Annotated in this window: 26 protein-coding genes; 9 read left to right on the forward strand and 17 right to left on the reverse strand. The window is 69.1% G+C overall.

From position 1 onward, the window contains the following. Positions 1-2: 2 nt before the first annotated feature. The 4 genes from ACQW02_RS08190 to secD form a co-directional block, all read right to left on the reverse strand. Positions 3-1,271: an EAL domain-containing protein gene (locus ACQW02_RS08190; protein WP_431284776.1), complete on the reverse strand. Its 1,269-nt coding sequence runs from the start codon at positions 1,269-1,271 to the stop codon at positions 3-5. 375 nt (positions 1,272-1,646) lie between these two features. Further along, positions 1,647-2,654, reverse strand: coding sequence for a Bug family tripartite tricarboxylate transporter substrate binding protein (locus ACQW02_RS08195; RefSeq protein ID WP_431284777.1), 1,008 nt, complete (start codon positions 2,652-2,654; stop codon positions 1,647-1,649). After that, positions 2,654-3,631, reverse strand: a complete 978-nt coding sequence (gene secF / locus ACQW02_RS08200; protein WP_431284778.1) for a protein translocase subunit SecF — start codon at positions 3,629-3,631, stop codon at positions 2,654-2,656. The genes ACQW02_RS08195 and secF overlap by 1 nt, the downstream gene beginning before the upstream one ends. A gap of 10 nt (positions 3,632-3,641) precedes the next feature. Continuing rightward, positions 3,642-5,228 (reverse strand): protein translocase subunit SecD, encoded by a 1,587-nt coding sequence (secD, locus tag ACQW02_RS08205; RefSeq protein WP_431284779.1) that lies wholly within the window; start codon positions 5,226-5,228, stop codon positions 3,642-3,644. A gap of 167 nt (positions 5,229-5,395) precedes the next feature. On the opposite strand from secD, the gene ACQW02_RS08210 reads away from it, so the two are divergent. Beyond that, on the forward strand, positions 5,396-6,343 hold the full coding sequence (locus ACQW02_RS08210; protein ID WP_431284780.1) for a Gfo/Idh/MocA family protein: 948 nt from the start codon (positions 5,396-5,398) through the stop codon (positions 6,341-6,343). Positions 6,344-6,351: 8 nt separating this feature from the next. Here ACQW02_RS08210 and ACQW02_RS08215 read toward each other — a convergent pair whose 3' ends face one another. From ACQW02_RS08215 to ACQW02_RS08240, 6 genes are all read right to left on the reverse strand, one after another. Next, entirely contained in the window at positions 6,352-6,966 is a 615-nt protein-coding gene (locus ACQW02_RS08215) for a DUF1345 domain-containing protein (RefSeq protein ID WP_431284781.1), read from the reverse strand. Positions 6,967-7,064: 98 nt separating this feature from the next. Further along, the gene (locus tag ACQW02_RS08220; protein WP_431284782.1) at positions 7,065-8,093 is read right to left on the reverse strand and encodes an HAD family hydrolase; all 1,029 of its coding nucleotides are present in this window, start codon (positions 8,091-8,093) and stop codon (positions 7,065-7,067) included. A 72-nt stretch (positions 8,094-8,165) separates the two neighbouring features. Then, the gene (locus ACQW02_RS08225) at positions 8,166-8,690 is read right to left on the reverse strand and encodes a hypothetical protein (RefSeq protein ID WP_431284783.1); all 525 of its coding nucleotides are present in this window, start codon (positions 8,688-8,690) and stop codon (positions 8,166-8,168) included. Between the two features lie 80 nt (positions 8,691-8,770). Further along, positions 8,771-10,444 carry an arylsulfatase gene (locus tag ACQW02_RS08230; RefSeq protein WP_431284784.1) on the reverse strand — a complete coding sequence of 558 codons (1,674 nt, stop codon included), beginning with the start codon at positions 10,442-10,444 and terminating at the stop codon, positions 8,771-8,773. A 206-nt stretch (positions 10,445-10,650) separates the two neighbouring features. Beyond that, positions 10,651-11,616, reverse strand: a complete 966-nt coding sequence (locus ACQW02_RS08235; protein WP_431284785.1) for a formylglycine-generating enzyme family protein — start codon at positions 11,614-11,616, stop codon at positions 10,651-10,653. Between the two features lie 68 nt (positions 11,617-11,684). Next, positions 11,685-12,182: an ureidoglycolate lyase gene (locus tag ACQW02_RS08240; RefSeq protein ID WP_431284786.1), complete on the reverse strand. Its 498-nt coding sequence runs from the start codon at positions 12,180-12,182 to the stop codon at positions 11,685-11,687. A 206-nt stretch (positions 12,183-12,388) separates the two neighbouring features. Here ACQW02_RS08240 and ACQW02_RS08245 point away from each other — a divergent pair, with 206 nt between their 5' ends. Then, positions 12,389-12,868 carry a hypothetical protein gene (locus ACQW02_RS08245; protein ID WP_431284787.1) on the forward strand — a complete coding sequence of 160 codons (480 nt, stop codon included), beginning with the start codon at positions 12,389-12,391 and terminating at the stop codon, positions 12,866-12,868. A gap of 39 nt (positions 12,869-12,907) precedes the next feature. Here the strand turns inward: ACQW02_RS08245 and ACQW02_RS08250 are convergent, their stop codons facing one another. Further along, positions 12,908-13,369, reverse strand: coding sequence for an AraC family ligand binding domain-containing protein (locus ACQW02_RS08250; RefSeq protein ID WP_431284788.1), 462 nt, complete (start codon positions 13,367-13,369; stop codon positions 12,908-12,910). An 88-nt stretch (positions 13,370-13,457) separates the two neighbouring features. After that, entirely contained in the window at positions 13,458-14,288 is an 831-nt protein-coding gene (locus ACQW02_RS08255) for a transporter substrate-binding domain-containing protein (RefSeq protein ID WP_431284789.1), read from the reverse strand. A gap of 165 nt (positions 14,289-14,453) precedes the next feature. Here ACQW02_RS08255 and ACQW02_RS08260 point away from each other — a divergent pair, with 165 nt between their 5' ends. The 3 genes from ACQW02_RS08260 (at position 14,454) to ACQW02_RS08270 (ending at position 17,238) form a co-directional block, all read left to right on the forward strand. Next, complete coding sequence (locus ACQW02_RS08260; protein ID WP_431284790.1) at positions 14,454-15,035, forward strand: hypothetical protein; 582 nt, start codon at positions 14,454-14,456, stop codon at positions 15,033-15,035. Between the two features lie 77 nt (positions 15,036-15,112). After that, positions 15,113-16,060 carry a radical SAM protein gene (locus tag ACQW02_RS08265; RefSeq protein ID WP_431284791.1) on the forward strand — a complete coding sequence of 316 codons (948 nt, stop codon included), beginning with the start codon at positions 15,113-15,115 and terminating at the stop codon, positions 16,058-16,060. A gap of 251 nt (positions 16,061-16,311) precedes the next feature. Further along, positions 16,312-17,238: a Hint domain-containing protein gene (locus ACQW02_RS08270; RefSeq protein WP_431284792.1), complete on the forward strand. Its 927-nt coding sequence runs from the start codon at positions 16,312-16,314 to the stop codon at positions 17,236-17,238. Between the two features lie 121 nt (positions 17,239-17,359). Here ACQW02_RS08270 and ACQW02_RS08275 read toward each other — a convergent pair whose 3' ends face one another. Continuing rightward, entirely contained in the window at positions 17,360-18,508 is a 1,149-nt protein-coding gene (locus ACQW02_RS08275; RefSeq protein ID WP_431284793.1) for a TIGR03862 family flavoprotein, read from the reverse strand. Between the two features lie 62 nt (positions 18,509-18,570). Here ACQW02_RS08275 and ACQW02_RS08280 point away from each other — a divergent pair, with 62 nt between their 5' ends. Together ACQW02_RS08280 and ACQW02_RS08285 are read left to right on the forward strand one after the other, a co-directional pair. Next, on the forward strand, positions 18,571-19,683 hold the full coding sequence (locus ACQW02_RS08280) for an S-(hydroxymethyl)glutathione dehydrogenase/class III alcohol dehydrogenase (RefSeq protein WP_431284794.1): 1,113 nt from the start codon (positions 18,571-18,573) through the stop codon (positions 19,681-19,683). A gap of 29 nt (positions 19,684-19,712) precedes the next feature. Next, positions 19,713-20,051 carry a hypothetical protein gene (locus tag ACQW02_RS08285; protein ID WP_431284795.1) on the forward strand — a complete coding sequence of 113 codons (339 nt, stop codon included), beginning with the start codon at positions 19,713-19,715 and terminating at the stop codon, positions 20,049-20,051. 265 nt (positions 20,052-20,316) lie between these two features. On the opposite strand, the gene metC is transcribed toward ACQW02_RS08285, so the two are convergent. From metC to ACQW02_RS08305, 4 genes are read right to left on the reverse strand one after another with little or no spacing between them, the layout of a single operon-like run. After that, positions 20,317-21,516 (reverse strand): cystathionine beta-lyase, encoded by a 1,200-nt coding sequence (gene metC / locus ACQW02_RS08290; protein ID WP_431284796.1) that lies wholly within the window; start codon positions 21,514-21,516, stop codon positions 20,317-20,319. Then, positions 21,513-22,355 (reverse strand): sulfurtransferase, encoded by an 843-nt coding sequence (locus tag ACQW02_RS08295; protein WP_431284797.1) that lies wholly within the window; start codon positions 22,353-22,355, stop codon positions 21,513-21,515. Before ACQW02_RS08295 ends, metC begins: the two co-directional genes overlap by 4 nt. Further along, positions 22,355-23,074, reverse strand: coding sequence for an alanyl-tRNA editing protein (locus tag ACQW02_RS08300; protein WP_431284798.1), 720 nt, complete (start codon positions 23,072-23,074; stop codon positions 22,355-22,357). The genes ACQW02_RS08295 and ACQW02_RS08300 overlap by 1 nt, the downstream gene beginning before the upstream one ends. Then, positions 23,071-23,715, reverse strand: a complete 645-nt coding sequence (locus ACQW02_RS08305) for an NUDIX domain-containing protein (protein WP_431284799.1) — start codon at positions 23,713-23,715, stop codon at positions 23,071-23,073. The genes ACQW02_RS08300 and ACQW02_RS08305 overlap by 4 nt, the downstream gene beginning before the upstream one ends. Before the next feature lie 100 nt (positions 23,716-23,815). Between ACQW02_RS08305 and ACQW02_RS08310 the strand changes: the two genes are divergently transcribed. Continuing rightward, a complete protein-coding gene (locus ACQW02_RS08310; protein ID WP_431284800.1) occupies positions 23,816-24,709 on the forward strand; it encodes a DMT family transporter in 894 nt (297 codons plus the stop codon). Between the two features lie 19 nt (positions 24,710-24,728). Then, positions 24,729-25,697 (forward strand): TRAP transporter substrate-binding protein DctP, encoded by a 969-nt coding sequence (gene dctP, locus ACQW02_RS08315; protein ID WP_431284801.1) that lies wholly within the window; start codon positions 24,729-24,731, stop codon positions 25,695-25,697. The last annotated feature ends 203 nt before the right edge of the window (positions 25,698-25,900 follow it).

Consider the following 25,900-nt stretch of genomic DNA (forward strand, 5'->3'; position numbering starts at 1 on the left):
GGCTACCTCGGCTGCACCATCGCCCAGGACGCGATCCAGGCCCCGAGTGCCGCCGCCGGCAGCGGCCGGGCCACGGCCCAGCCCTGTGCATGATCCACGCCCAGCGCCGCCACCGTCCGCCACAGCCGCGCATCAGCGACGCCTTCGGCCGTCACGGTCATGCCGCGTGCATGCGCCAGCCGCACGATGCGCCGCACCGCGGCGCGGGCGCGGTGGCTATGCGGCAGGGCTTCCGTGAAATCACGATCGATCTTCACCCCATCGAAGGGCAGGCCGATCAGCAGCAGCCGCCCATCATCCAGCGACAGGTCATCCAGCAACACGCGATGCCCGGCATGGCGCAGCCGGGTCAGGGCGCGGCGCAGCGCGCTCAGGTCGCGCACCGGCGTCGTCTCGGTCAATTCCAGGATCAGGTCGGCCGGCGCCATGCCGGTGCCCTTCATGGCATGGCGCAACCAGGCGACGATATCCTGTTCCAGCAGCACGGCCAGCGGCAGGTTGATCGACACGGGCAGCCGCGCGCCCTCCGTCTGGCCCCCCATCTCGGTCGCGGCGCGGCGTGCCACCACGATCGACAGCAGGCGTCCCAGGCCGCTGCGCTCCGCCAAGGGCACGAAGGCATCGGGCGGCAGCGGCACGGTCATGCGTTGCCAGCGGGCCAGCGCCTCCAGCATCAGCGGCCGGCCATCCGACAGGCGGACGATGGGCTGGTAGCGCAGCACGATCTCGCCACGGTGCAGGCCGCGCAGCAATTCGTCGGCGTCCTGGGCGGCGGTCCCGTGGGCGTTTGTCCCGTTGACGCCTGTCCCCTGGGCGCCGGTCTCCTGGGCAGTCGTCGCCGGCAGGCGTTTGGCCAGGGCCGCGATGGCGGCGGCGATCGGGGCTTCCTCGGCCCTGGCGGTGCAGATGCCGTTGTGGCCCGGGGCGTCGTCCGGCTGGACCAGCACCAGGGTGCCCGGCGCGAAGGGGTCCAATGCCAGGGCCAGCAGGGCGGGCCAGGCGTAGCCTGCGTCGCCTTCCTGCATGACGAGTCGCGGCACGCGCCGGCCGGGTGCCATGACGCGGGCCAGCGCCTCGCGGATCGTCGCCATGTCGTGCGGGGCATCGGCTTGCAGCAGGCGCGCCGCGCCGCGCGCGGCATTGCGCACGCGCTGGTCGCGCGCCAGCAGCAGCAGCGTGGCGGCCGGGACCTCGGCACGCGCGTTCCCATGGGCCAGGGGGACTGGCCGCAATTGCGCAGGGGATGGCGCTCCAGGGCCGCGCCTCAGCATGATCAATTCTCCGACAGCGGTTACACGCTACGCCGAACGATCCGGGGCTACCAGCCCTTGTCTCATTACACGCGAAAAACGCAGTAAATTGGTTGCCGGACGCTTATGGTCTTGATTGCGTCATGGTGCGGTGCGGTCGCGGCAGGTGAAGCCGGTCGCCGAAACGATACCCGGCACGACGCGTGGTTGTCCGACGGTCGCTGCTTTCGCGCCGGGCCGGTCAGCGGCTTGTGGCCGAATCCGCGATTTTACCTCTGGAGCGTAATGGCCGTAGGCGCAAATGCGCCGCAGGGCTGAATCACGCGACAAAACAACAAGCTGGACTGTGACGCGTGAGCGAATGCGAGCGTATCACGGTCTAGCGACGCCGCCGATCTAACCCCGCCCGATCGCCCAGGGGGCCTGGGTCCAGCGCCGGCTCAGGCTGGCGGTGGAGGCCTGCACCTCGGCCGGCCAGGTGTCGGGACCACTGAAGCGCGGCATGAAGCCCGCGGCCTGGCCACGGGCAATGAACTCGGGGTCGGCCACGGCCGCCTGCAAGGCCGCGGCAAGTCGTTCGCGTTGCCGTTGCGGGACGCCAAGCGGCAGCACGAAGCCCCGCTGCAATTGCGCGACCAGCGCCACGCCGCGTTCGGTCAGGGTCGGCACATCCGGCAGCAGCGGGCAGCGGTCCCGCGTGGCCAGGGCCAGGGCGACAAGCCGGCCGTCCCGCACAGGGGCCAGGGCTTCCGGCAGGGTCAGGGCGGCGGCGGTGACATGGCCCGCGATGGCGGCCTGCCGCGCCGCGGCGGCGGAGGGAAAGGTCAGCGTGCCGATGGAAAGCTGGTCGCGCAGGGCATCGCCCAGCAGCCCGGGCGCCGTGCCGGATGGCGGCACGCCCAGGGTCGCGTTGGCCCCCAAGGCACGCAGCGCCGCGAAATCCCCGGTCGCGGGGGGGGCGACCAGGATGACCGGTTCCTCGGCGATGCCGGCCAGCCAGTCGAGCCGTTCGAGCAGGGCCGCATCCCCGGCCTCGATCGCACGCGCCAGCAGGACCGGCGCGGACACCGCCCCGATCAACTGCGCATCGGCTGGTGAGGCCGCCAGCATCCGCGCCGCGGTCAGCGGGCCGGTATCTGCTATCGCCTGCACGCCCACGGTCGCGCGCGGCAACTGGCGTTCAAGATAGGGGGCGAAACCGCGCGCCCAAACATCGGCGATGCCGCCCGGGGCGCCGCCGACCAGCAGGGTCAGGCTGCGCGGCGGCCGCGCGCCGCCCTTGGCGGAGGTGGTTGCGGAGGACGACGGTTCCGGCCGGTCGGCCTGTGCCAAGGCCAAGCCCGGCACCAGGCCGAATGCCCCGGCAAGCCAGGCCCGCCGGCCGGATGCGGTCGCCGGGCGCATCAGCCGGGCCGGGCCGGGGCGGTGCCCGGCTTTGGCACGACGGGCGCGTCCGTTCCCCGGCGCAAGCGATTATCGCCCAGGAACAACAAGATAGGCGCCGCAATGAAGATAGAAGATGAAGCCGAGACCACAATCCCGAACAACATCGTCCAGGCAAAACCCGCCAGCGTATCGCCGCCGAACAGCGCCAGCGGCAGCGCCGCCAGCAGCAGGGTCATCGAGGTGCCGAGGGTGCGGTTCAAGGTCTCGTTGATGCTGCGGTCGATCAGTTCGCGCAGCGGCATCGTCTTGAACTTGCGCAGGTTTTCCCGCATCCGGTCATAGACGACGACCTTGTCATTGGCCGAAAAGCCCACGATCGTCAGGATCGCGGCCACCGTGGTCAGGCTGAAGTCGATCCGGGTGACCGCGAGAAAGCCCACGACCTTGGTCGTATCCAGGATCAGGGTCACGACCGCGCCGATGCCGAACTGCCATTCGAAGCGGAACCAGATGTAGAGCAGCATCGCGCCCAGGCTGATCGCCAGGGCGATCATGCCGCCACGGAACAATTCATCGGAAACCCGGTTGCCGACCGCTTCCACCCGCAGGATGCGCACGCCCGGCACGATTTGTTCGATCGCTGTGCGCACGGCGCTGACCGCGGCCTGGGTCTGATCCTCCCGCTCCGGGGCGGCCATGCTCAGCAGCAGGGTCGATGCGTCGCCGAATTGCTGGACCCCGACATCGCCGACCGGCAGGCGGCCCAGCCCGGCGCGCACGGCCGGCAGGTCGGCGGGCCCGGGGGTCCGCACCTCCATCGTGATGCCGCCCTTGAAGTCGATGCCCTTCTCCAGCCCCGGCGTGATCGCCAGGATCACGGAGGCGCTGGACAGCACGGCCGAGACCACGAGCCCCGCGATACGGCCGCGCATGAACTGGATCTTGGTGTTGTCAGGCACCAGGCGGAACAGTGGGCGGGCAAGAAAACCGAACATTCTTGTTCTTTCAGACCGGCAGCACGCGCGGGCGGCGCCAGCGATACCAGAAGGAGACGATCAAACGCACCAATGTCGTGGCAGTCCACATCTGGACCACGGTGCCGATCGCGACGGTGACGGCAAATCCCTTAACCGGCCCGGAACCGAAGGCGTAGAGGCAGGCCATGGCGATCAGGTTGGTCAGGTTGCTGTCCATGATGGTGCCGGAGGCCTTGGTGAACCCCGTCTCCAGCGCATTCAGCGGCGTGCGCCCGGCGGCGACCTCCTCCCGGATGCGTTCGTTGATCAGGATATTGGCGTCCAGCGCCGTGCCCAGGGTCAGCACGATGCCGGCGATCCCAGGCAGGGTCAGCGTCGCCTCAAGCAGGCTGAGGCAGGCGAAGAGCAGGATGATGTTCACGAACAGCGCGACATTCGCGAACCAGCCAAGCAGTCCATAGGCCAGGCCCATGTAGAGGAAGACAAAGATCGTCCCGACGCCGAGCGAGATCATGCCCGCCCGGATCGCATCCGCCCCGAGTTCCGGCCCGACGGTCCGTTCCTCGACCACCGTCAGCGGCGCGGGCAGGGCGCCGGCGCGCAGCAGCACCGACAGGTCATTGGCCGAACGGGCGTTGAACGACCCGCTGATCTGCCCGGATCCACCCGTGATGGGTTCGCGGATGACCGGGGCGGTGATGACCTTGTCGTCCAGCACGATGGCAAACGGCCGGTTCACATTGGCCCGGGTCACCTCGGCGAAGCGCCGCGTGCCGATGCTGTCGAAGGTGAAGTTCACCACCCATTCGCCGGTCTGGCCGTTCTGCCCGGCGCGGGCGTTGGACAGGTTGGCGCCATCGACCTCGACCCGCCGGCGCACCGCATAGCGCTGGCCGTCGCGGTCGCCGGGCAGGAACATCACGCCCGGCGGCGGGGAGGGGGCCGTCAGGTTCGCCGCCTCATCCAGCAAATGGAAGGTCATCCGCGCGGTCTGGCCGAGCAGTTGCTTGATCCGGTTGGGGTCCTCGACCCCCGGCAACTGCACCAGGATCCGGTTCTGGCCCTGGCGGGCGACCAGGGATTCCGACACGCCGGTTTCGTCGATGCGGCGGCGGACGATCTCGATCGACTGTTCGACGGCGCCGGAGGCCTTCGCCCGCAGCGACGCCTCGGTCAGGGTCGCGGTGATCGTGCCGTCGGGGTTGGAGGTCACGTCGATATCCGGCGCCGTGGCGCCACCGCCGAGGTCAACCGGATTGGCCAGTTCGCGCATCGCGGCGATCCCGGCCGGGATCTGCGCGGGGTCGCGCACGCGGAAGGTCAGGCGACGCTGGGCGGGGTCCGACGCCAGGTTCACATAGCCGACATTGGCGGTGCGCAGCCGGGTCCGGGCGCCATCGGCCAGGCCCTCAAGCCGTTCCCGCACCACCGCGTTCACATCGACCTCAAGCAGCAGATACGATCCGCCGCGCAGGTCGAGCCCGAGGTTCACCTGGCGCGCCGGCAGCCACTCCGGCATCGCCGAGCGGGGCACGAGGTTGGGGATACACACCAGCAGTCCGAGGACGCAGACGGAAATGATCGCGGCGATCTTCCACCGCGCGAAGTACATCATGGGTTGGTCAGGCTTTCCCACACGTCAGCATCCGGGCTTGCCCCCGGCGACTTGCAGGCCGGAACATGGCGAAGCAGGTCGTCGGATGCAAGTTCGCAACCCCACGGGGGCTGGCGGCGGCGCGGCGCGGCGCCTATCCCCCGGCGTGGAAATAGGGGTCGGACGGCATGGCGGACAGGCAACTCGGCATCGGGCTTCTGGGTGCTGGGCATTTCGGGCGCTTCCACGCGCTGAAACTCAGCGCCGGCCGGCGCACCCGCCTGGTCGGGCTGCATGACGCCGACCCCGCCCGCGCGGCCGCCGTCGCGGCCGAGGCCGGCTGCCCCGTGCTGGACCAGGCCGCCCTGATCGCGGCGGCCGAGGCGATCGTCATCGCCGCCCCCACCGCCTTTCACTTCGACCTCGCCCGCGCCGCGCTGCTCGCCGGCAAGCCCGTCTTTATCGAAAAGCCGATCGCGGCGACCCTGGAGCAGGCCGATGCGCTGATCGCACTCGCGGCCGAACGCCGGCTGCCGCTGGCGGTCGGTCATATCGAACGGTTCTCCGCCGCGTTCCAGGCCGTGGTCGGCGCCGAAACCGGTGGTCGTGCCCTGTCGTGGGAGGCCGTTCGTGCCGCCCCCTTCCGTCCGCGCAGCCTGGATGTCTCGGTCGTGCTGGACCTGATGATCCACGACATCGACCTCGTCCTGGCCCTGGCGGGCGAATCCCCGACCGATATCCAGGCGGTGGGGGCCGCCGTCGCCTCCGATCGCCCCGACTTCGCCGTCGCCCGGTTGACCTTCCCGGGCGGCCGCGCGGCGACCATCACCGCGTCGCGGGTCTCGCTCGTCTTGGAACGGCGGCTGCGGATCCTGGGTACTGAGGGGGAAACCTCGGTCAACTTCCTCGACCGCACCTTGGCGACCTTGCGGCGCGGCGGTGCCGAGCCGGTCGCGACCATGCCCGGCAGCGGCATCGACCGCGGCGGCTGGACCGACCATGACAGCCTGGAGGCCGAACACGACAGCTTCGCCGCCGCGGTCCTGGATGGCGCGCCGCTGGTCGTCGATGGCGCGACCGGGCGGCGGGCCCTGGCCGTGGCCCTGGCGGTGGAGGCCGCGATCGCGGCGGGCTGAGGCGCCCGTCAGGCCAGCACGTTCACCGCCGCCCCCACGATCGCCGCGTTGAACGCGAAGGACGTCAGGGTCTGCGCCAGCACCAGGCGGCGCATCACGCGGGACGTGTTGTTCACATCCGACACCGCCCCCGTCACCCCGACCGTGAAGCCGAAGTAGAGGAAATCGAACCCGTCGGGCGGCTCGTCACCGGGGAAAGCCAGGCCCCCGCCCAGCGACCAATAGGCATGCGCGTAGTGATACGCGAAGAGCACATGCAGGAAGGCCCAGGACAGCGCGATGGTGACAACGCCGAGCGGCAGGGAGAAGGCCGCGGTCGGCGCCCCGCCGCCGATTTCCCAGACGACGCCGCCCAGCGCCGCCAGCGCCGCGACGACGGCGCCGCCGATCGTGCCCCATGTGTTCTGGAGCACCTGGTGCGCATCGCTGCGCGGCGAGTCCGGCCCAAGCCGCATCAGGCGCCAGACCAGCAGCCCCGCATGCGTCGCGGCCCCCGCGCACCAGCCCATCAGCAGCGCGCCACGCAGGTGGACGGACGGCAAGGACCCGGCCCCGAGGGCGACACCGAGCATGACGGAGGCCGAGATCGCAACCAGCGGAAAGGCATTAGATCCGCGCAACATCAATTCCCCATCACCCGCGCAACCCGAACCTTGGCGCGATATTCCTTCGTGTTCAGCGTAGAACCGGGCGATGTGCGCGACAATCGCGCACCCCGCCATCAGCCGCCCGGAAAAATCCGCAGCCAGTCGTTCTTCATCGAGATCAGCGACCAGTTGTTGCGCGCGGCGAGGCCGAAGCCGCGATCCAGCTTGCCGATGTGCGACTCACGATCATAGGCGTATTCGCGCACCCCATCATCGTGGTGCACGAACAGGCCAAGCCCCGACCCAGGCCCGGCGCGCGGGCCGGTCGTGGTGAATTCCAGCATCTCGATATCGCCGTCCGAATTGCCGAAAGCCATGTGCGGGCGACGGCCGATGAAGCGGCCGATGCCGACCGGCTTGCCCGGGCCATCGTCAATCGCCTCGATCGCCGGCAGGCGGAAGAGTTCGGAGGTGCCGCCGGCTTGCAGGCGGAATTCGGTCTTGCCGATCGAACCGACCACGCGATCCAGCGTCACGCCATAGGTCGGCTCGCTGAAGGCGCGCACGAATTCCTGCCCGCCGCCGGTGACGATCCAGACGGCGAAGCCTTCGCGGCGCAGCAGGCGCATCACCTCCAGCATCGGCTGGTAGATCAACTGCGTGTAGGGCCGGTTGAAGCGCGGGTGGCGCGCGGTCGCGAGCCAGCGCGTGACGATGTCGTTGAAGGCGTCCTGCGACATGCCGGCATGGGTGATGGCGATGATCTCGGCCAGGCCCTTTTCGCCGCTGGCCATCACCCCGCGCATGTCGCCGGCCAGGGCCGCCTTCATCGGTTCGCGTTCGCCCAGCGACGGGTCGCGCCCGGCCATCTCCCGCAGCCGGTCGATGGCGAAGGTGAACTGCGTATACACGGGCTGTTCGACCCAGAGCGTGCCGTCATTGTCGAAGACCGCGACGCGTTGGCCCGGCGGCACGTAGTCGGGCGTGCCCTGGCGCACGGTGCGGCGGATGGCGGTGAAGATGGCGCGCTTGGCGGCGCCGTCGCGCCAGGATGGCAGGGGGTCGTTGACCGGGGCCTGGGCCTCGGCCGCGGTCGCCGCGGCCAGCGTCAACGCTGTGGCGGCCAGCGCGCGCCGCGTCAGGGTGAAGAAGGGTTGGGTCATGGCATTGTCCTCTCCAGGCGGAATGCTGCTGCCCCATGCACTATGCGCGCAACGAAAAACATGGCGCATGCCTCAGGGCAGGGGCCGCCGGCCTGGGTCGGATACGAAGAACATCCGGAACAGGACGCCCTTACCCAGCCGCGCATTCGTCTCGTTGGCGGCCGTGTAGATCAGCAGCAGCACCGTGGTCCAAAGGTGCACGGCGGCGAAGCGGTTCCAGGACACGCCGTCGGTCAGGTGCCGCAATGTCCCCACCAGGTGACCGCCGCCGACCCAGTATTCCACCAGCCGTTCCAGGACCTGCAGGATGAGTGCTGCGATGGAATAGACCACCGTCTTGAACAGCACGGGCATGATCAGCGGCGACGCGTCGAAGCGACGCAGCAGCGGCATCGCATTCGCCAGCAACACCGCCTTGCCGATGATCAGCGCCAGCGTCGTCGCGAACACGAAGTTGAACAACTGCATGGGGTAGTTGGACAACAGCAGGTGCTCGGTGCCCACCATCAGGTTGAACCCGACGGCGAAGAACACCGTCGGCGGGATCAGTTCCCGCAGTTCCTTGAAGATGAAGGCAAACATCGCGGATGCGGCCAAGTTGTTCCGTCCTGTCTAAACCAGAAAAACCCGCCGGCGCATAGGCTGCGCCGGCGGGGTGGCAGGGGTCGCGGCGGCCGCTAGTTGGACCGCGCCCGCGCGGCCGCGATGGCGCCCTCGATCTGCGCCTTCACCGCCTCCATGTTGAACGAAGCCCCGCGCTGCATCGGCGGGAATTCGATGAAGGACTGCGCATACCGCGCCACTTCCTGCTGGACGAAGACGAAGCGCCAGAAATTGTCGAGGAAGAAGCTGTAGAAATTCAACGAACCCTGCGCGCCATTCGGCAGGCCCATCCGTTCGAACGGATCAAGCCGCAGGTTCACGATGATCGGCCAATCCACCCGCACCGTGCCGCCGAGCCAGCCCTGCGGCTGATCGGTGAAGCGATACTTGTAGTCGTTGATCCGCGTGGCCGAGAGCGTGCTTTCGGTGAAGTAGAAAATCTCGTTCCGCGCGGATGCGCCCTGGCCGCGCAGCATCGGCAACTGGTTGTAGCCGTCCAGATAGACGCGATAGTCGCGCCCGCCGATGTTGCGCCCGGCGCGGAATTCGGCCGCGATGTTCGGGTTGCCGGCCGCCGCCACCAAGGTCGGGAACCAGTCCAGCCCGGACATGATGCCATTCTGCACGGTGCCCGGCGCGATCTGCCCCGGCCAGCGCACGATCATCGGCACGCGGAAGCCGCCTTCCAACGCGGTCCCCTTGCCGCCGGCGAAGGGGGTGTTGCCGCCATCGGGCCAGGTGAAGTTCTCGGCGCCATTGTCGGTGGTGAAGACGACGATGGTGTTCTGGTCCAGCCCGCGGCCGCGCAGGTGCTCCATCACGGCACCGATGTTGTCGTCCATCTGGGCCATGCCGGCTTCCTGGATCGACCAGCCGTTCTCACCGGTCCGGCGCGACTGGTATTCCGGCGACAGATGGGTTTCGACATGCATGCGCGTCGGGTTCATCCAGGCGAAGAAGGGCCTGTTGGCCGCGATCGAACGATCGATGAACTGGATCACGTTGTCGCGGATGACCTCGTCGAAGGTCTCCATGTTGTAGGTGATGCCGGGGCGCGGATGCGGCGGCAGCGGCCCTTCGTCCACGATCCGCTGCCGCCCGACGCGGCCCCAGCGCGGCTGTTCGGTCGCGTCATCGGCGGTGGTCGCCGTGCAGCGCACCAGGTTGCGCGGGCCGACCTGGTTGAGCAGCGCCTGCGGATAGTTCGGCGAGAACGGGTCCTGCATCGCGTCGAGGTGGTAAAGGTAGCCGAAGAACTCGTCGAAGCCATGCACGCAGGGCAGGAACTGGTTCAGGTCGCCCAGATGGTTCTTGCCGAACTGGCCGGTGGCATAGCCCTGGGCGCGCAGGGCGGTCGCGATGGTCGGCGCCTCCGCCGGCAGCCCGATGGTCGAACCCGCCTGGCCCACCGTCGTCATGCCGGTGCGGATCGGCAATTGCCCCGTGATGAAGTTGGCGCGGCCGGCGGTGCAGGAGGCTTCGGCATAGTAATCGGTGAACAGCATCCCCTCGGCGGCCAGGCGGTCGAGGTTCGGCGTCCGTCCCGCCATCAGGCCGCGGTGATAGGCACCGATGTTCCACATGCCGACGTCATCGCCCATGATGACCAGGATGTTCGGGCGTTGCTGGGTCGGCGCCGGCGTGGCGGGAGGCTGGGTAGCGGGAGTCTGGGCAGCCAGCGGCCACGACAGCGCCAGCGCGCCGAGTGTTCCGGCCAGCCACCCCTTTCGGGGGAGGGTGGGGTTCATGATCTGGGTTCCTCGTACGTCGTTTGCGGTTCTGCACCGGCTGGCGACGGCGACGGCCGGGCTTCCAACGCGCGATTGTTCGTGACGGAACGAATTGGCGGCTATGCCAAAAACGTAGCTGTCCGATTTGCAACGAATCGGTCAGGCGGCGCCCCGCCGAAAAACACGCCAAAGGCCCCGGCGATGCCGACCGGACGGAGCCGTGGCTAGGCCGGGTCGCGCAGGATGCAGCGGAAGCCGAGGTGGCTCATCCCACTGTCCACCATCTGCGCATGGCGCGCGGCGGGGCGGTAGCGGCGGCAATAGGACGGCGCGCAGAGGAAGGAGCCGCCCTTGACCACCCGGCGCGGGATCGCGATGGCCGGCTGATCGGGATCGAAGGACGCCTCCATCGCCGGGCCGCGCGGATCGGCCGGGGTGCAGCAGGATTTCTGCGGATCGGCGGCGTGGCGTGCCGCGAACCAATCCGTGGTCCACTGCCAGACATTGCCGGCCATGTCATGGAGCCCGTAGCCATTGGGCGGATAGGAGGCGACCGGGGCGGCACCAGTAAAACCATCCTCGGCGGTGTTCTGCCAGGGAAACCCGCCCTGCCAGGTATTGGCCAGATGCACGCCCCCCGGCGCCAATTCGTCGCCCCAGACGAAATCCGCGCCGTCCAGCCCCCCTCGCGCGGCAAATTCCCATTCGGCCTCGGTCGGCAATGCGCGACCGGCCCAGGCGGCATAGGCGGCCGCATCCTCATAGGCGACCTGCACCACCGGGTGATCGGGGCGGCTTTGGATGCCGGTGCCGCGGCCCTCGGGGTGGCGCCAGCAGGCGCCCGGCGTCCAGGCCCACCATTGGCGGTAGTCGTCGGTCGGCACCGGCCCCGCCGTCATGCGGAACACCAGCCCCCCGGGCTTCAGGTCGCGCGCCTTGGCCCCGGGATACATCGCCGGGTCCAGCGGTCGTTCGGCCACGGTCACGTAGCCGGTGGCGGCGACGAAGCGGGCGAACTGGGCATTGGTGACGGTGGTCGCATCCATCCAGAAGCCGCGCAGGCGCACGCGATGGGCGGGCGCTTCCTCGGCGTAGTGCCGGTCGCTGCCCATCAGGAATTCGCCGCCCGGAATGCGGCACATGCCGGCGGGCGCGGTGTCGGGTCCGGTGGTTTGCATGGGGTCCGGCATGGCAGCCCGTCCGGTGGCAGTGGCGACGCCGAGCATAGGCCACCGACGCTGCCCTGGCGCCCCCCGCGTCAGGCCGCGATGCGTAGCCGCAAGCCAAACACCTGGTCCAGCCGGACCGTGTGGTGGTCGTCGATATTGGTGTCGGAGAGTTCCAGGTTGAAGAAATCCGCCTGCGCCGCCTGGAAATACGGCCCCGCGTGCCAGGTGCCGCGATGCAGCGCCAGGCCCACGCCGGGCGGGATGCGGAAACAGGCGATGCTGGCGGGATCGGGCTGCGTCGCGTCACCGGGCGGCGCCAGGCAGATGAACCAGGGCTGCCCATCGGCCGAAGCCAGCACCTGCGTCACCTTCACATGCCGGGTGATGCCGACCACCCCCATCGGGCGATGCGCCAAGCGCATGATGTAGAACCGCGGCGTGCCGGCGCCGAGCGCCAATTGCGCATCCGCATCGCCGAAGGGCGCGCCATCCTCACCCGGCAGGATCAAGGTCCCGAAGGGGGCGATTCCGGCCGTGGTCGCGGTCTGGGGGATCATGTCGATGGTGCGCGGCGCGGGGTCGGACATGCGGGTGGGGTCTCCTGCTGGATGGAACGGCGAGTTGGCAGGCAAATCCCGGGCCATTCGTGCCTTTTTGCGCGCTTTTACCGGCCGTCAAGTTGCTGCAATCGATGCTTGAAACTAAGGACGTCTGGCGGCCGTGCCAAAAAAAGAGTCGCCCGGCGCCACAATTTCCGATTCCGGATTTTGCACCAAGGGTAAGGAAGGAACGCATGAAGCATCGCACCCTCGCCATCGCGGCGATCACGGCCCTGGCCGTCGGCGCCGTGGCCATCGGCCCGGTCGTCGCCCAGAATTTCAATCGCCGGCCCGCCTTTGGCACGGTCAACCTGTCGGCCAATTTCGCGCCCGACCCCACTGTCGTGAACGTCACCGCCGGTGGCAACATCCCGGCCGAACGGCTGGGCGGGTCGGCCTGCCTCGGCACCATCGCCGATGCGCCGGACGTGCGGCTGAACTATCGCGCGGGGCAGGGGCTGCCGTTGTATCTTTCGGCGACGTCGCGGGCGGATGTGACCTTGGTCGTCAACCTGCCGAACGGGCAATGGGCCTGCAACGACGACTTCCGCGGCACCGATCCGGGCCTGATCTTCCGCAACCCGCAGTCGGGCCAGTACGACATCTGGATCGGCCACTACCAGCGCGGGTCCAGCGTGCCGGCGCAACTGCGCATTTCCGAAATCGTGCCGTAGCCTGGCCGGCCGGGGCACGTCGCCCCGGCCCTTGCGCGATCACGGCACCGGGACGGTATCCCCCGCGCGCTGCGGCGGCAGCTTGATCGCCAGCGCGCGGAAGCGGCCGGTGGTGGCGCGCGATCCGGCATGCGCCGTGCCCTTGGGGATGATGATCAGGTCGCCCGCACGCACCTGCACCTCCCGATCGCCCAGCCAGAACGACCCGGCGCCATCCAGGATCAACTGGATCTCATGCGCCTCCGCGTGGAAATGCCGCGCGACATTCCCGCTCTGCACCCCGACCGTGCCGAATTCGGTGACCACCAGCGGGCGGGATCGCAGGTCGGTGCTGCCGATCAGCGGCCCGATCTCCTCATCCGTCATGGTCAGGACGTTGATGATCTGCGGCGCCATCGCCGGCGGCGCGGACTGCGCTTCGGCATGCGGCACGATCTTGGTGACAAGGACACCAGCCACGAAAGCCGCGGCAAAGCCGCCGCAGAGGAGGGGAAGGCGCATGGCGTTTCCTTTTGATGATGCGTTGGCGACGATAGGCGCAATTCGGCGGCGAGCCAGGCCCTCTCTCACCGCCGACGCGGGCGGGGCGTCAGCCCCCGGCGGTGCGTGATCCGGCCGGGGCCACCGGTCCGCCGATGCCATGCGCATCCAGCGCACGCCGCACCGTGCCATCGGCCTTGGCCTGCTCCATCCAGGCCGTCACCAGCGCCAGCGCCTTCGGCCGCCCAGGCGGCACGGCGATCGCGGTACCGAGCGAATGGAAATACCCATCCAGGATGCGCGATCCGGGGTAACGCGGCGCCAGCGTCGCCAGGGATTCCCGCCCCAGCGCCACGGCATCGACCTCACCGGCCGGCACCTTCGCCAGGATCGCATCGACCGAGGCCTCGGCGATCGGCTGCGTGCGGGTCAACGATCGCGCCGCCCCGCGGATGGTGGTGGTGCCGGCGACGCCATAGACCCGCACACCCGGGGCATCGACCTCGGCCAGCGTCTGGATGCGCGATCCCGGTGGCACCCAATAGGTGCTGGTGGTCAGGTAGTAGTCCGGCCCGAAGGCGACGCGCGCGGCACGCTCCGCATCGACCGGCATGAAGCCCACTTCCAGGTTGCCGGACGCGACGGCGTCGGTGACTTCGGAGGAGGAGCGGAACCGCACGATCTCGACCGGCAGGCCGAGTGCGGTCCCAAGTGCCGCGGCCAGTTCCAGCGTCACCCCGCGCGGCGCGCCATCCGGCCCCGGCGTCGCCCAAAACGCCGAGCCGACGGGCGCGATGCCGACCCCGATCCGCAACCGCCCGGCGGGGGCCAGTTCGGCGAGCGCCGCCGGGTCGCGCGGCTGGGCCATCCCGGGCCTGGCCAGCAGTGGCAGCAAACCCGGCACAAGCAGGCTTTGGGCAATCAGGCTGCGTCGTTTCATGACATTGTCCTCCCAATACGGAGGATGGCGATCCGCCACGCCGCGTCCAGCCCGAAGGCGACGGAATGCTTGCGACCTGGCGGCGCCGCCGATACGTAACCTTTGCGCCGTTGCGGGACCGCGCCCGGCCTTCCGCCGGCGCGCGCCGGCGGGGAGGCCGATGCGATGACAAACCGGGGTCCGATCCTTTCCGTGGCAAGCCTGGTCGCCGCGATGCTCGCGCAGCCGGCGGCGTCCCAGACCGCACCCAACATGGTCGCGACACGGGATGTGGCGGTCAGCTACCGCAGCATCGGCGGGGATGCACCGCCCGGGACCCTGCGCATGTCCTGGCTCGCGGCCGCGCGCCAATTGCGCACGGATGTGCCGGGGATCGGCTGGTCGGTCGCCGACCACCGCGCCGGCACCGGCTTCATGGTGGTCGAGGAGGAGCGACGCATCCTGCCGCTGCCGCCGCAGGTCGTGTCGCGCCAGCTTGGCCCCAGCCCCGCCGCGACCTTCACGCGCGAAGGCAATGACCGCGTCGCCGGCCAGGGCTGCACCATCTGGCGCTACCAGGAGGGCGCGGACCAGGGCCGCATCTGCCTGACGGCGGATGGGGTGATGCTGCGCAGCCAGGGCACCACCGGGGGCATCAGCGGCGGGGTGGAGGCGGTGACGGTGACCTACGCGCCGCAGGACCCCGCCCAGTTCCAGCCGCCCGAGGGCTACCAGCGCGTCCAGCCACGGCAGCCCCGCACGCGCTGATCCTCAGCGGCGGGGCAGCCTTGCCGGCGACGGGTGCGCGGCCCAGTTTCGCCGCAGCCGCCGCCAAAGGGATGCCCATGCCGCTCGACGCCCGCCCGCTCGACCCCCTGAAATTCCGCGACCCGGCGGTGACGGCCAGGGGCGAACGGCGGGCCGTCGTGCATCCTGTCGGGCTGCAGACGCTGTGGGTGAACACCGGCACGCTGTGCAACATCACCTGCGCCACCTGCTACATCGAAAGCAGCCCGCGCAACGACCGCCTGGCCTATATCACCGCGGCCGAGGTCGCGGCCTTCCTCGACGAAATCATCCGCGACAGCCACCCGACCCGCCAGATCGGCTTCACGGGCGGCGAGCCCTTCATGAACCGCTGGCTGCCGTCCATGCTGGATGACGCCTTGTCGCGCGGTTTTTCGGCGCTGGTGCTGACCAATGCGATGAAGCCGATGCGCCAGCATGAGGAAGACCTGCGCGGCTTGCGTGACCGCTTCGGCGACCGGCTGACCCTGCGGGTCTCGCTGGACCACCACAGCGCCGCCGGGCACGATTTCGAACGGGGGCAGGGAAGTTTCGCCATCGCCATGGACGGGCTGCGCTGGCTGGCCGCGGAAGGTTTTTGTGTCGATATCGCCGGTCGTGCGGGCTTTGGCGGTGAGACGGAGCAGGCGGCCCGCGCCGGCTACGCCGCGCTTTTCGCGGCCGCCAAGATCCCGGTGGATGCGACCGACCCGGTCGCCCTGATGCTGTTCCCGCCGATGGATGCGACCACCGACGTGCCGGAGATCACCGAGGCCTGCTGGGGCATCCTGCACCGCGCGCCTGAAAGCGTGATGTGCGCCACGACCCGCATGGTCGTGAAGCGGCGGGGCGCGGACAAGCCGGCGGTGCTGGCCTGCACCCTGATCCCCTACGAGCCGCAGTTCGAACTGGGGCAGACCCTGGCCGAGGCCGCGCGGCCGGTGGCGCTGAACCATCCACATTGCGCGTCCTTCTGTGTTCTCGGCGGGGCTGCCTGCTCCCGATAAGGTTTGGGGCGGCGCGATTGCTGCGCGGATGAGCCGCAGGGCGACGGTCGGGAACAGGCCCTTTTTTGTTCACGGCGGATAAAAAAAGATATAAATATCGAAAAACACTATTTTCTGCCGACAGTGCGGCTTTTTGGTGAACAAAAATACGTGAACGATCACTTATGAAACTCGCGTGGCTTCATCATCGATGTTAATCGTCCCGAAATGTAGAAACAGGAAGCGTTTCTGCGAATTTTGGGAGATGGTCGATGCCGTTGCTTTTCATAAATTTCAGGAACGGTGCGCTGGACAACGATGTTGGCACCGCCTCGGCAACCTTCAATTCGTTTGAAATTGGAGACACGCCAACGGCCGCGCTCACGCTGCAGACGTCGCATGACGGCGGCGCGACCTGGACCGACGTGGCGACGACCACGGTCAACCTCCCGAACATCCTCGGGCTGAACCAGCAGGCCTCCTGGACCTACACGCCGCTGCCGAACGACACCTACGAGTTCCGGGTCGTCTCGCAGGGCCAGAACAGCAGTGGCGAACCGGTCGGCAACCCGCTCACCTCCCCGTCGACGCCGGCCAACTTCGTCTGCTTCATGGCCGGCACCCTGGTCGCCACCCCGTCCGGCCAGGCCGCGGTCGAAACCCTCGCCATCGGTGACATGGTCCTGGCGGCCGATGGTCGCGCCGTGCCGGTGATGTGGCTGGGGCGCCAGACCGTCTCGACGATGTTCGGCATGACCGAGACGCGCCACCCCGTGCTGATCCGCGCCGGCGCGCTGGGCAACAACCTGCCCGTCCGCGACCTGGGCGTGACCGCCGATCATGCCATGCTGATCGACGGCGTGCTGGTGCAGGCCGGTGCCCTGGTCAACGGCAGCAGCATCATCCGCATGCCGCTGGCCGATCTGGGCGACCGCTTCACGGTCTTCCACATCGAGACCGAGCACCACGAGATCATCGTCGCCGAGGGCGCCGCCACCGAGACCTTCATCGACAACGTCACGCGCCGCCGGTTCGACAACTTTGCCGAATTCGCAGCGCTCTACGGTGCCGAAGGCCGCCCGATGGACGAACTGCCCCAGCCCCGCGCGATGAGCCTGCGCCAGGTGCCGGCGGTAATCCGCGCCCGCATCGCCGCCCATGCGGTCCTGCTCGCCGGGGATCGTGCCGCTGCTGCGTGAGTGGGGTGTCTAAATAATCGCATAATACCAGAGTTTCATCCCTACCTCAGAATGGCGCCCCGAAAGTGTCGCCATTTTTTATTTGCGATGGTTATTTTTGATCATCACGCGAAAGCAGCGCTCAACCCCGGGCCAGCACCCCAAGCCCGGCGGCCCTGCCGGTCGCCAGGCAGCCCTGCAACAGGAAGCCGCCCGTCGGCGCCTCCCAATCCAGCATCTCCCCCGCGACAAAAACGCCGGGGCGGGCGCGCAACATCAGCGCATCATCCACAGCCCCCCAGCGCAGCCCCCCACCGGAGGAGATCGCCCGCGCGATCGGCATCGGCGCCCCCAAACGCAGCGGCAGCGCCTTCACCAACCCCAGCAGATCGCCCGGCGCCCCGGCCCGCAGCGCCTCCTGCACCAGCCCGACGGCGACCGGCGACAGCCCCGCCGCCTTGCGCAGGAAGGTCGAAAGCGACTGACCCCGGCGGTCCGCCGGCAGGTTCAACCCAGGCAGGTCGGGCCGCAGGTCGATCGACACGACCCCGCCGCCCGCATCGCGGATCGCCGCCGACAGCGCATAGATCGCGCCGCCCTCGATCCCCTCCGCGGTGATCATCGCCTCGCCCCGGATGCTACGGCCGCCAAAGGTCAGCGCGATCCGCTTCAACGGGGAGCCCGCGAATTTCCCGGCGAAATGCGGCGACCAGTCGACGCGGAACCCGCAGTTGCTCGGCACCAAGGGGGCGATGTCCTCCGCCGAAAAGTGCCGCTGCCAGGCCCCATCGCTGCCCAGGCGCGGCCAGGAGGCTCCGCCCAGCGCCAGCACCACGGCCTCGGCCGGGATCGGATCCCGCCCGGCGAAGAGTGCCGCGCCATCGGCGGCAAACCCCTGCCACTCGTGCCGCGTCAGCACCCGCACGCCCAAACCCTCCAGCCGCGCCAGCCAGGCGCGCAGCAGCGGCGATGCCTTCATCGCCTTGGGAAACACCCGCCCGCTGCTGCCGGTGAAAACGGGCTGGCCCAGCCCTTCGCACCAGGCGATCAGGTCGGCCGGGGAAAACGCCGCAATGAAGGGCGCCATCCGTTCACGCGCCGCGCCATAGGCATCCAGGAACCCCGGCATCGGCATGCCATGCGTCAGGTTCAGCCCGCCGCGCCCCGCCATCAGGAACTTGCGCGCGACCGAGGGCATGCGATCCGCCACCACCACCGCACGACCCGCGGCGGCGATGGTTTCTGCCGCCATCAGCCCGGCCGGCCCCGCGCCGATCACCAGCACCGTCATGGCCTTGACGCCACGCGCGCGGCACCCGATCCATCGTGCCGATAGCCAAGGGATTCCATCGCATGAAAGTCCGCGCCGCCATCGCCTGGAAAGCAGGCGCCCCGCTCAGCATCGGCATGGTGGATATCGACGGCCCCAAGCCGGGGGAAGTCCTGGTCGAAGTCATGGCGACCGGCCTCTGCCACACCGACGCCTATACCCTGTCGGGCGCGGACCCCGAGGGCCTGTTCCCCGCCATCCTGGGGCATGAGGGTGCGGGGATCGTGCGCGAGATCGGCGCGGGGGTGACGAGTCTGAAGCCGGGGGATCATGTCATCCCGCTCTACACGCCGGAATGCCGTGGCTGCAAAACCTGCCTGTCGCAGCGGTCGAACCTCTGCACCGCCATCCGCGCCACCCAGGGCAAGGGCGTGATGCCCGATGGCACGTCGCGCTTCCGCTGCGATGGCGAGCCGGTGATGCACTACATGGGCTGCAGCACCTTTGCCAACTTCACGGTGCTGCCGGAAATCGCCCTGGCGAAAGTGCGTGAGGACGCGCCCTTCGAGAAGATTTGCTACATCGGCTGCGGCGTCACCACCGGCATTGGTGCGGTGATCAACACGGCCAAGGTTTGGCCGGGGGCGACCGTCGCGGTTTTCGGCCTGGGCGGCATCGGGCTGAACGTGTTGCAGGGCGCCCGCATGGTCGGCGCCGACAAGATCATCGGCGTGGACCTGAACCCCGCGCGCGAGGAGATGGCCCGCCGCTTCGGCATGACCCATTTCGTCAACCCCGACGTGGTCGGCCGGGACAAGGTCGTGCAGGCGATCCAGGACCTGACCGATGGCGGCGCCGATTTCTCCTTCGAATGCATCGGCAATACGCAGGTGATGCGCCAGGCATTGGAATGCACGCACCGCGGCTGGGGCACCAGCATCATCATCGGCGTCGCCGCGGCGGGGCAGGAGATCAGCACCAGGCCCTTCCAACTCGTCACCGGCCGCAACTGGCGTGGCACGGCCTTTGGCGGCGCGCGCGGTCGCACCGATGTGCCGAAGATCGTCGACTGGTACATGGACGGCAAGATCGAGATCGATCCGCTGATCACCCACGTCATGCCGCTGGATGACATCAACAAGGGTTTTGACCTGATGCACGCCGGCGAAAGCATCCGCAGCGTGGTCGTGTTCTGAGCCCAACGCTTCGCGGCGCGGTCGTCTACATGCTGGCGGCTTTCGCCGCCGGCTTCGTCCTCGGCCCCATCCGCGAGTTTTTGCTGGTGCCCGCGATGGGGCGCATCGGGGCGCTGCTGGTGGAACTGCCGCTGCTGCTGCTGTTCTGCGCCTGGATCGCGCCGCGCATCATCCGGCGTTTCGCCGTGCGCGCCAGGCTGGCGATGGGCCTCTGCGCGCTGGCGCTGCTGCTGGTGCTGGAGTTCCTGGCGGGCGTCGCACTGCGCGGCTGGGATCTGGCCGAATGGCTGGCCGATTTCGCCACACCGCCAGGACTGCTGACCCTGGCGGCCTATGCCGTCTTCGCCTGGTTGCCGGCGCGGGGTTGAAGTAACGGGGGGGCGCGCTTTGAAAGGGGCTTCGCCCCTCTCAAACTCTCCCCACCAAGGGGCCGTGGCCCCTTGGAACCCACGCTGGTTGGTAAAATAAAGAGAGGGGCATCGCGTGACCTCGATCAGTCGAACGCCTGTGATGCCCCTCTCTTTATTTTACCAATACCCCGCCGGTCCAGGGGCGGCGGCCCCTGGTTGGGGGTGGTGTGGAGGGGGCGAATAGCCCCCTCCACGGCGCAACATCCCCGTTACTTCAACCCCCTCAGTCGAACGCCGCCGGTGCCTCGCCGTTCAGCCCCGCCAAGCCCTGCGCCAGATCGGCCATCAGGTCCGCCGGGTCTTCCAGGCCGATGTGCAGGCGCACAGTGAAGCCGCCCAGTTCGGTCGGCGTCGCGGTGCGCGTGACAAACCCCGTCGTCGGGATCGCCAGCGATTCAAACCCGCCCCAGGACGCGCCGATCCCGAACAGCCGCAGGCTGTCGATGAAGGCGACGCCCTGTTCGTCGGTGTAGTCCGGCTTGAGCACCACGCCGAACAGCGACGCGGCACCCGTAAAATCGCGTTTCCAGATAGCGTGGCCGGGGTGGCTCGGCAGGGCGGGGTGCAGCACGCGGGCGACTTGGGGCTGGGATTCCAGCCAGGTCGCGACCTCGATGCCGCTCTGCTCCTGGCGCTTCATGCGCACCGGCATGGTGCGCACGCCGCGCAGCCCCAGCCACACGTCATCGGGGCTGGCGAAATGCCCCATGGCGTTGGCGGCACCGCGCACCGCCTGCCAGTCGTCATCGTTGTTCACGGTCACGCTGCCCAGCAGCGCATCCGAATGGCCGACCAGGTACTTGGTCAGCGCCTGGATCGACACATCGACGCCATGCTTGAACGGCTGGAAGTGATGCAGGCCCCAGGTGTTGTCCATCAACACCTTGGCGCCGGCGGCATGGGCCGCGCGCGCGATGGCGGGGATGTCCTGCATCTCGAAGGTATGGCTGCCGGGGGCTTCGGTGTAGACGACCTTGGTGTTCGGCTGGATCAGCGCGGCGATGCCGGCCTCGTCCAGGGTCGGGTCGTAGAAGGTCGTGCCGATGTGCCAGCCCTTCATCAGCCCTTCGGCCAGGTTGCGCGCCGGGCCATAGACGCTGTCGGGCATCAGGCAGTGATCGCCCGCCTTCAGATAGGCCAGCAACGGCACCGCGACGGCGGCGAGCCCGGTGCCGACGATCAGCGCGCGGGTGCCGCCCTCGATCTCGGCGACCACGTCCTCCAGCATGTAGTGGGTCGGCCCGCCCTGGGTGCCGTAGGTCATCACCTGGTCGAAGCGGTGCTTGGCCGCTTCGCGCCGCGCCGCGACATTCGGGAACAGCACGGTCGAACCGCGATGCACGCCCGGGTTCACAAAACCATAGGCACGCGTGCCCGCGCGCCCGGCATGGCTCATGCGGGTCTCAAACCTGTCCTCGGTCATGCGGATGCAACTTTCTCGGTTTCCGGGCGCGCGGCCCATTCGGTCCAGGAGCCGTCATAGACGGCCGGTTCAGGCAGCCCCGCGACCACCGCCGCGAGTGCGATGGCCGAGGCGGTGACCCCGGTGCCGCAGGTGGTGACGATGGGCTTCTGGCCATCCGCGCCTGCGGCGGCGAAGGCGGCGCGCAGAGTGGCGGCGGGCAGCAGCAGGCCGTCCGGGCCGGTGATCTCGGTCGCCGGCAGATTGCCCGCGCCCCGCATATGCCCCGACGGCAGGCCGGGGCGCGGTTCCGGCGCCGTGCCTTCGAAGCGCCCGCGCGCCCGCGCATCGACGACGGCGGCCGAGCCATCCGCCACAATGCGTTTCACATCGCCGATACCCTTCAACCGTTCGGCACGCAGGTCGGCGACATAGGTCGCGGCCACCGGCGGGGCAGGGGGTGCATCGGTGACCGGCTGCCCGGCCGCCCGCCAGGCCGGCAGGCCGCCATCCAGCACCGCGACCTGCTCATGCCCGAACAGCCGGAACAGCCACCAGCCGCGCGGCGCGCGGGTCATGCCGGTCTGGTCGTAGAAGACGACGCGTGAGGTGTTGGTCACACCCATCGCACCCATCAGCGCGGCAAAGCGCCCGGCCGTGGGGGCCATATGTGGCAGGCTCGTGTCCTGGTCGGCGACGACATTGATGTCGAAGAAGCGCGCGCCCGGGATATGGGCGGCGGCGAATTCGGCCGCGCCATTCTTGCCTTCGGTCGGCAAATACATGGTGGCGTCGAAGATCACGAGGTCAGGCTCTGCGATATGGGCCGCCAGCCAGGCGACCGAGACGGTGGGACCCATCAGATTTCCTCCAGCACAATTGAAACGCGGCGGTTCTGCCGCCCTTTGCTTTCCATTTTGGTCACCCGGATCGTGCCGATCTCGGCGGTATTGGCGACATGGGTGCCGCCGCAGGGCTGCAGGTCGATCGGCGCATCCTCCGGCCCGATCCGCACCAGGCGGATGAAGCCCGCGCCGCGCGGCGGCTGCACCGACAGGGTGCGGACCAGCGACGGCATCGCGTCCAGTTCCTCGGCGGTGATCCAGCGATCGGACACGGCATGCCCGCCGGCGGCCAGCGCGTTCAGTGCCGCCTCCAACGCTTCCTTCGTCGGCGGTTCGGCCATGTCGAAATCCAGGCGCGATTTGTCGGCACCGATCTGGCCGCCAGTGACGCCGACGCCGGGCAGCGCCGCGCACAACAAATGCAACGCGGTGTGCATCCGCATGTACAGGTGGCGCCGCGCCCAGTTGATTTGCGCGGTCACGATGGACCCAACCGGCGGCGGGATGGCGGCTTCCGGCAGGACATGCAGCACCGCATCGCCTTCGCCCTTGCGGGCCTCGACGACCGACGTCTCGCCGCCATCCCAGGCCAGGGTGCCGGCATCGCCCGGCTGGCCGCCGGCACGGGCGTAGTAGGGGGTGCGGTCGAGCACGACGCCCTCCGGCCCCACGGCCAGCACGGTCGCGCTGGCCTCGCGCACATAGGCATCGTCGCGGAACAGCAATTGGGTCACGGGCGGGTCCATTCGGCGCGCAGCACGGGGCGTCGCAGTTGCAGGGCCTGGATGCAGAAGGCCGCGGGCATGTTCAGGATGCGGTTGTCGGCGACCATGGCAAAGGCCTCCTCGGCCTGCACCACGATCACGCGGGTGCTCTCATCCTCGGTCTCCAGCCCGGCATCGGGCAGGCGCCCGAGGTCGGGCAGCCGCACCCGCGCGATGGCGGGGTGGGAGATTTCATCGCAGCCGCCCTGCATCAGCATGAAGCGGCCGAGCGACAGGTAGCGGTCGGGCACCAGGCCGGTTTCCTCGGCGGTTTCGCGGCTGGTGGCCTCGGCCGGGTCTTCGTGGGCTTCCAGCAGCCCGGCGGGGCATTCCAGCATCACCGGGTCCAGCCCCGCGGCCAGCGCCGGCAGGCGGAATTGTTCGATCAGCGCGACGCGATCGGTCCAGGGGTCGTAGGGCAGGGACATCACCCCATCGCCGCGCCGCCACAACTCCCAGGTTTTCGTGCGCGACCAGGCGCCATCGAACTTGCGATAACGGAACTTCACGATCTGCATCGCGAAGCGTCCGGCATAGGCCACCTCGTCGCTTTGCAGGTCGATCAGCGGATGGGCCGGCACGCGGGGCGCCTTGGGGTGTCGGTCGGTCACTGGCGCATGTTTAGCGCCGTTCGGCCGCCGCTGAACATGGGGCCGGGGGCGGTTTCGCGCAGCGCCCAGGGTGCTAAGCTGTGCCGACACGGGGGGCGGCATGGCAGGCGGTGGTGACAGGGCGCGGTCCTCGCGCGCCATCCTCTGCGTGCTGGGTGCTGCCGGCACCTTTGCCCTGGCCGCGGCCTGCGTGAAGGCGATGGACGGCGCGATTCCCGTCGCGCAGGTCATCCTGTTCCGCAATGTCTTCGCCTTGCCCGCCTTGCTGCCCGTGCTGGCGGCCAATGGCGGCCTGTCCGCGCTGCGCACCAAACACCCATGGGGCCATGTGCAGCGCTGCCTGTTCGGGTTGTTCGGCATGCTGGGCGCCTTCTACGGCTATGCCGTGATGCCCTTGGCGACGGTCACCGCGCTGGGTTTCACCATGCCCTTCTTCCTGACCGCGCTGTCGGTGCCGCTGCTGGGGCAGCGGGTCGGCTGGCGGCGCTGGTCCGCCGTCGTCGTCGGGTTTTGTGGCGTGCTGGTGATGCTGCAACCCTGGTCCAGCAGCGGCAGCTACCCCCCCGTCGCGGTCAGCCTCGTGCTGCTGGGCGCGCTGGGCTGGGCCTTGGCCATGATCTCGATCCGCCGCCTGGGTGAGGCCGGGGAGAATAGCGTCGCCATCGTGCTGTGGTTCGCCATCGGCGCCGGCGGAGTCGCGGGGCTGGCCGCGATCCCGGGCTGGATCTGGCCCGATGGCCGGCAATGGCTGCTGCTGTTCGGCCTGGGCGCGGTGTCCGCGGTGGCGCAATTGCTGATGACCGCGGCCTATCGCCGGTCGGACACCACCTTGCTGGCACCCTTCGAGTATTCGGGCATCCTCTGGACCACCTTGCTTGGTGCGTTGCTCTGGGCCGAATGGCCGGATGGCTGGGATCTGGCCGGCATGGCGATCCTGGTCGGATCGGGCCTGTTCATCTGGTGGCGCGAGATGGTGTTGGGCCGGGCGCGATGAGCATGCCAGACTGCATCGCATGATCCATCGACGCGGCCTCGGCCTTGCCATCCCCTGCCTTCTCGCCGCCCCCGCCGTGCGGGCCGCGACCACCTGGAGCATCGTCACCGAATATCCGGCGACCAGCCTGCCCGGCGAAGGCATCGCCCATTTCGCCCAGGCCGCGACCGGCGGCGACCTGACAGTGACCGCGGGGTTCGATGCGCCGGGCGGGTTGCGCTCCGCCAGCATGCCGCGCGCCGTCGCCGATGGCGTGGTGGCGGCGGCCGATGCCTTCGCCGGCGCGATGGCGCCCGCGATGCCCTTGCTGGGTATTTTCGCGCTGCCCTTCCTGACCGCCTCGGCCGAGGATGCGCGCAAGCTATGGGCGCTGACGCGCGTCGCAGTGGTCGAACTGCTGTCCGCGCGGGGCCTGCGGCTGCTGTATGTCACGCCCTGGCCGCCGGCCGGCATCTGGTCGCGCAACCCGGTGACCAGCGCCGCCGACCTGGCCGGGCTGCGGGTGCGGACCTTCGATGCGACCTCGACCGCGACCTTCAGCGCCGCCGGTGCGACGGCCGAGGCGATTTCCTTCGCCGACGCGCTGCCCCGCGTGCGCGCGGGCACCATCGACGCGGTGCTGTCGTCGGGCGATGGCGGGGCAGGGGCCCGGCTTTGGGAAAGCCTGCCGCATTTCACCCGCCTGGACTGGGCCTGGCCGCTGAGCCTGGCCTTCTGCGGCAATGATCCGCTGTCGGCGCTGCCGGCCAGCGCGCAGATCGCGCTCGGCCGCGCCGCGCAGGCGACCGAAACCCGCCAATGGCGCGCGCTGGACACGCGCATAGCCGAAAACGCCACGCGCATGGCCACGGCCGGGGTGCGGCAGATCGAACCCGATGCAAGCCTGGCCGCGGCGCTGCGCGCGGCGGCGGGGCCGGTGACCCAGGCCTGGGCGCGGACGGCCGGGGCCGCCGGCGCGGACCTGCTGGACCAGGCGCAGCGGCGGTAGGGGTGCGGAAAATGGGGGGCGTCGCCTCTCCATCGGCGCGCTGCTGAAGAATGCCTGCCAGGGCCCGTGGACGATGGGCTTCGGGCGCGTTCGGGATTCTTTTGCCGCCAGTGGAAATTCAATAATTCCCGTATTGTAGGATTTCGCCATTCTTGAGCATATGCTGCACCCGCTCCCGGCCGGAACTGGGGGGCGTCAGGCGG

The organism is Humitalea sp. 24SJ18S-53, assembly GCF_050632385.1.
Lineage (GTDB): Bacteria > Pseudomonadota > Alphaproteobacteria > Acetobacterales > Acetobacteraceae > Humitalea.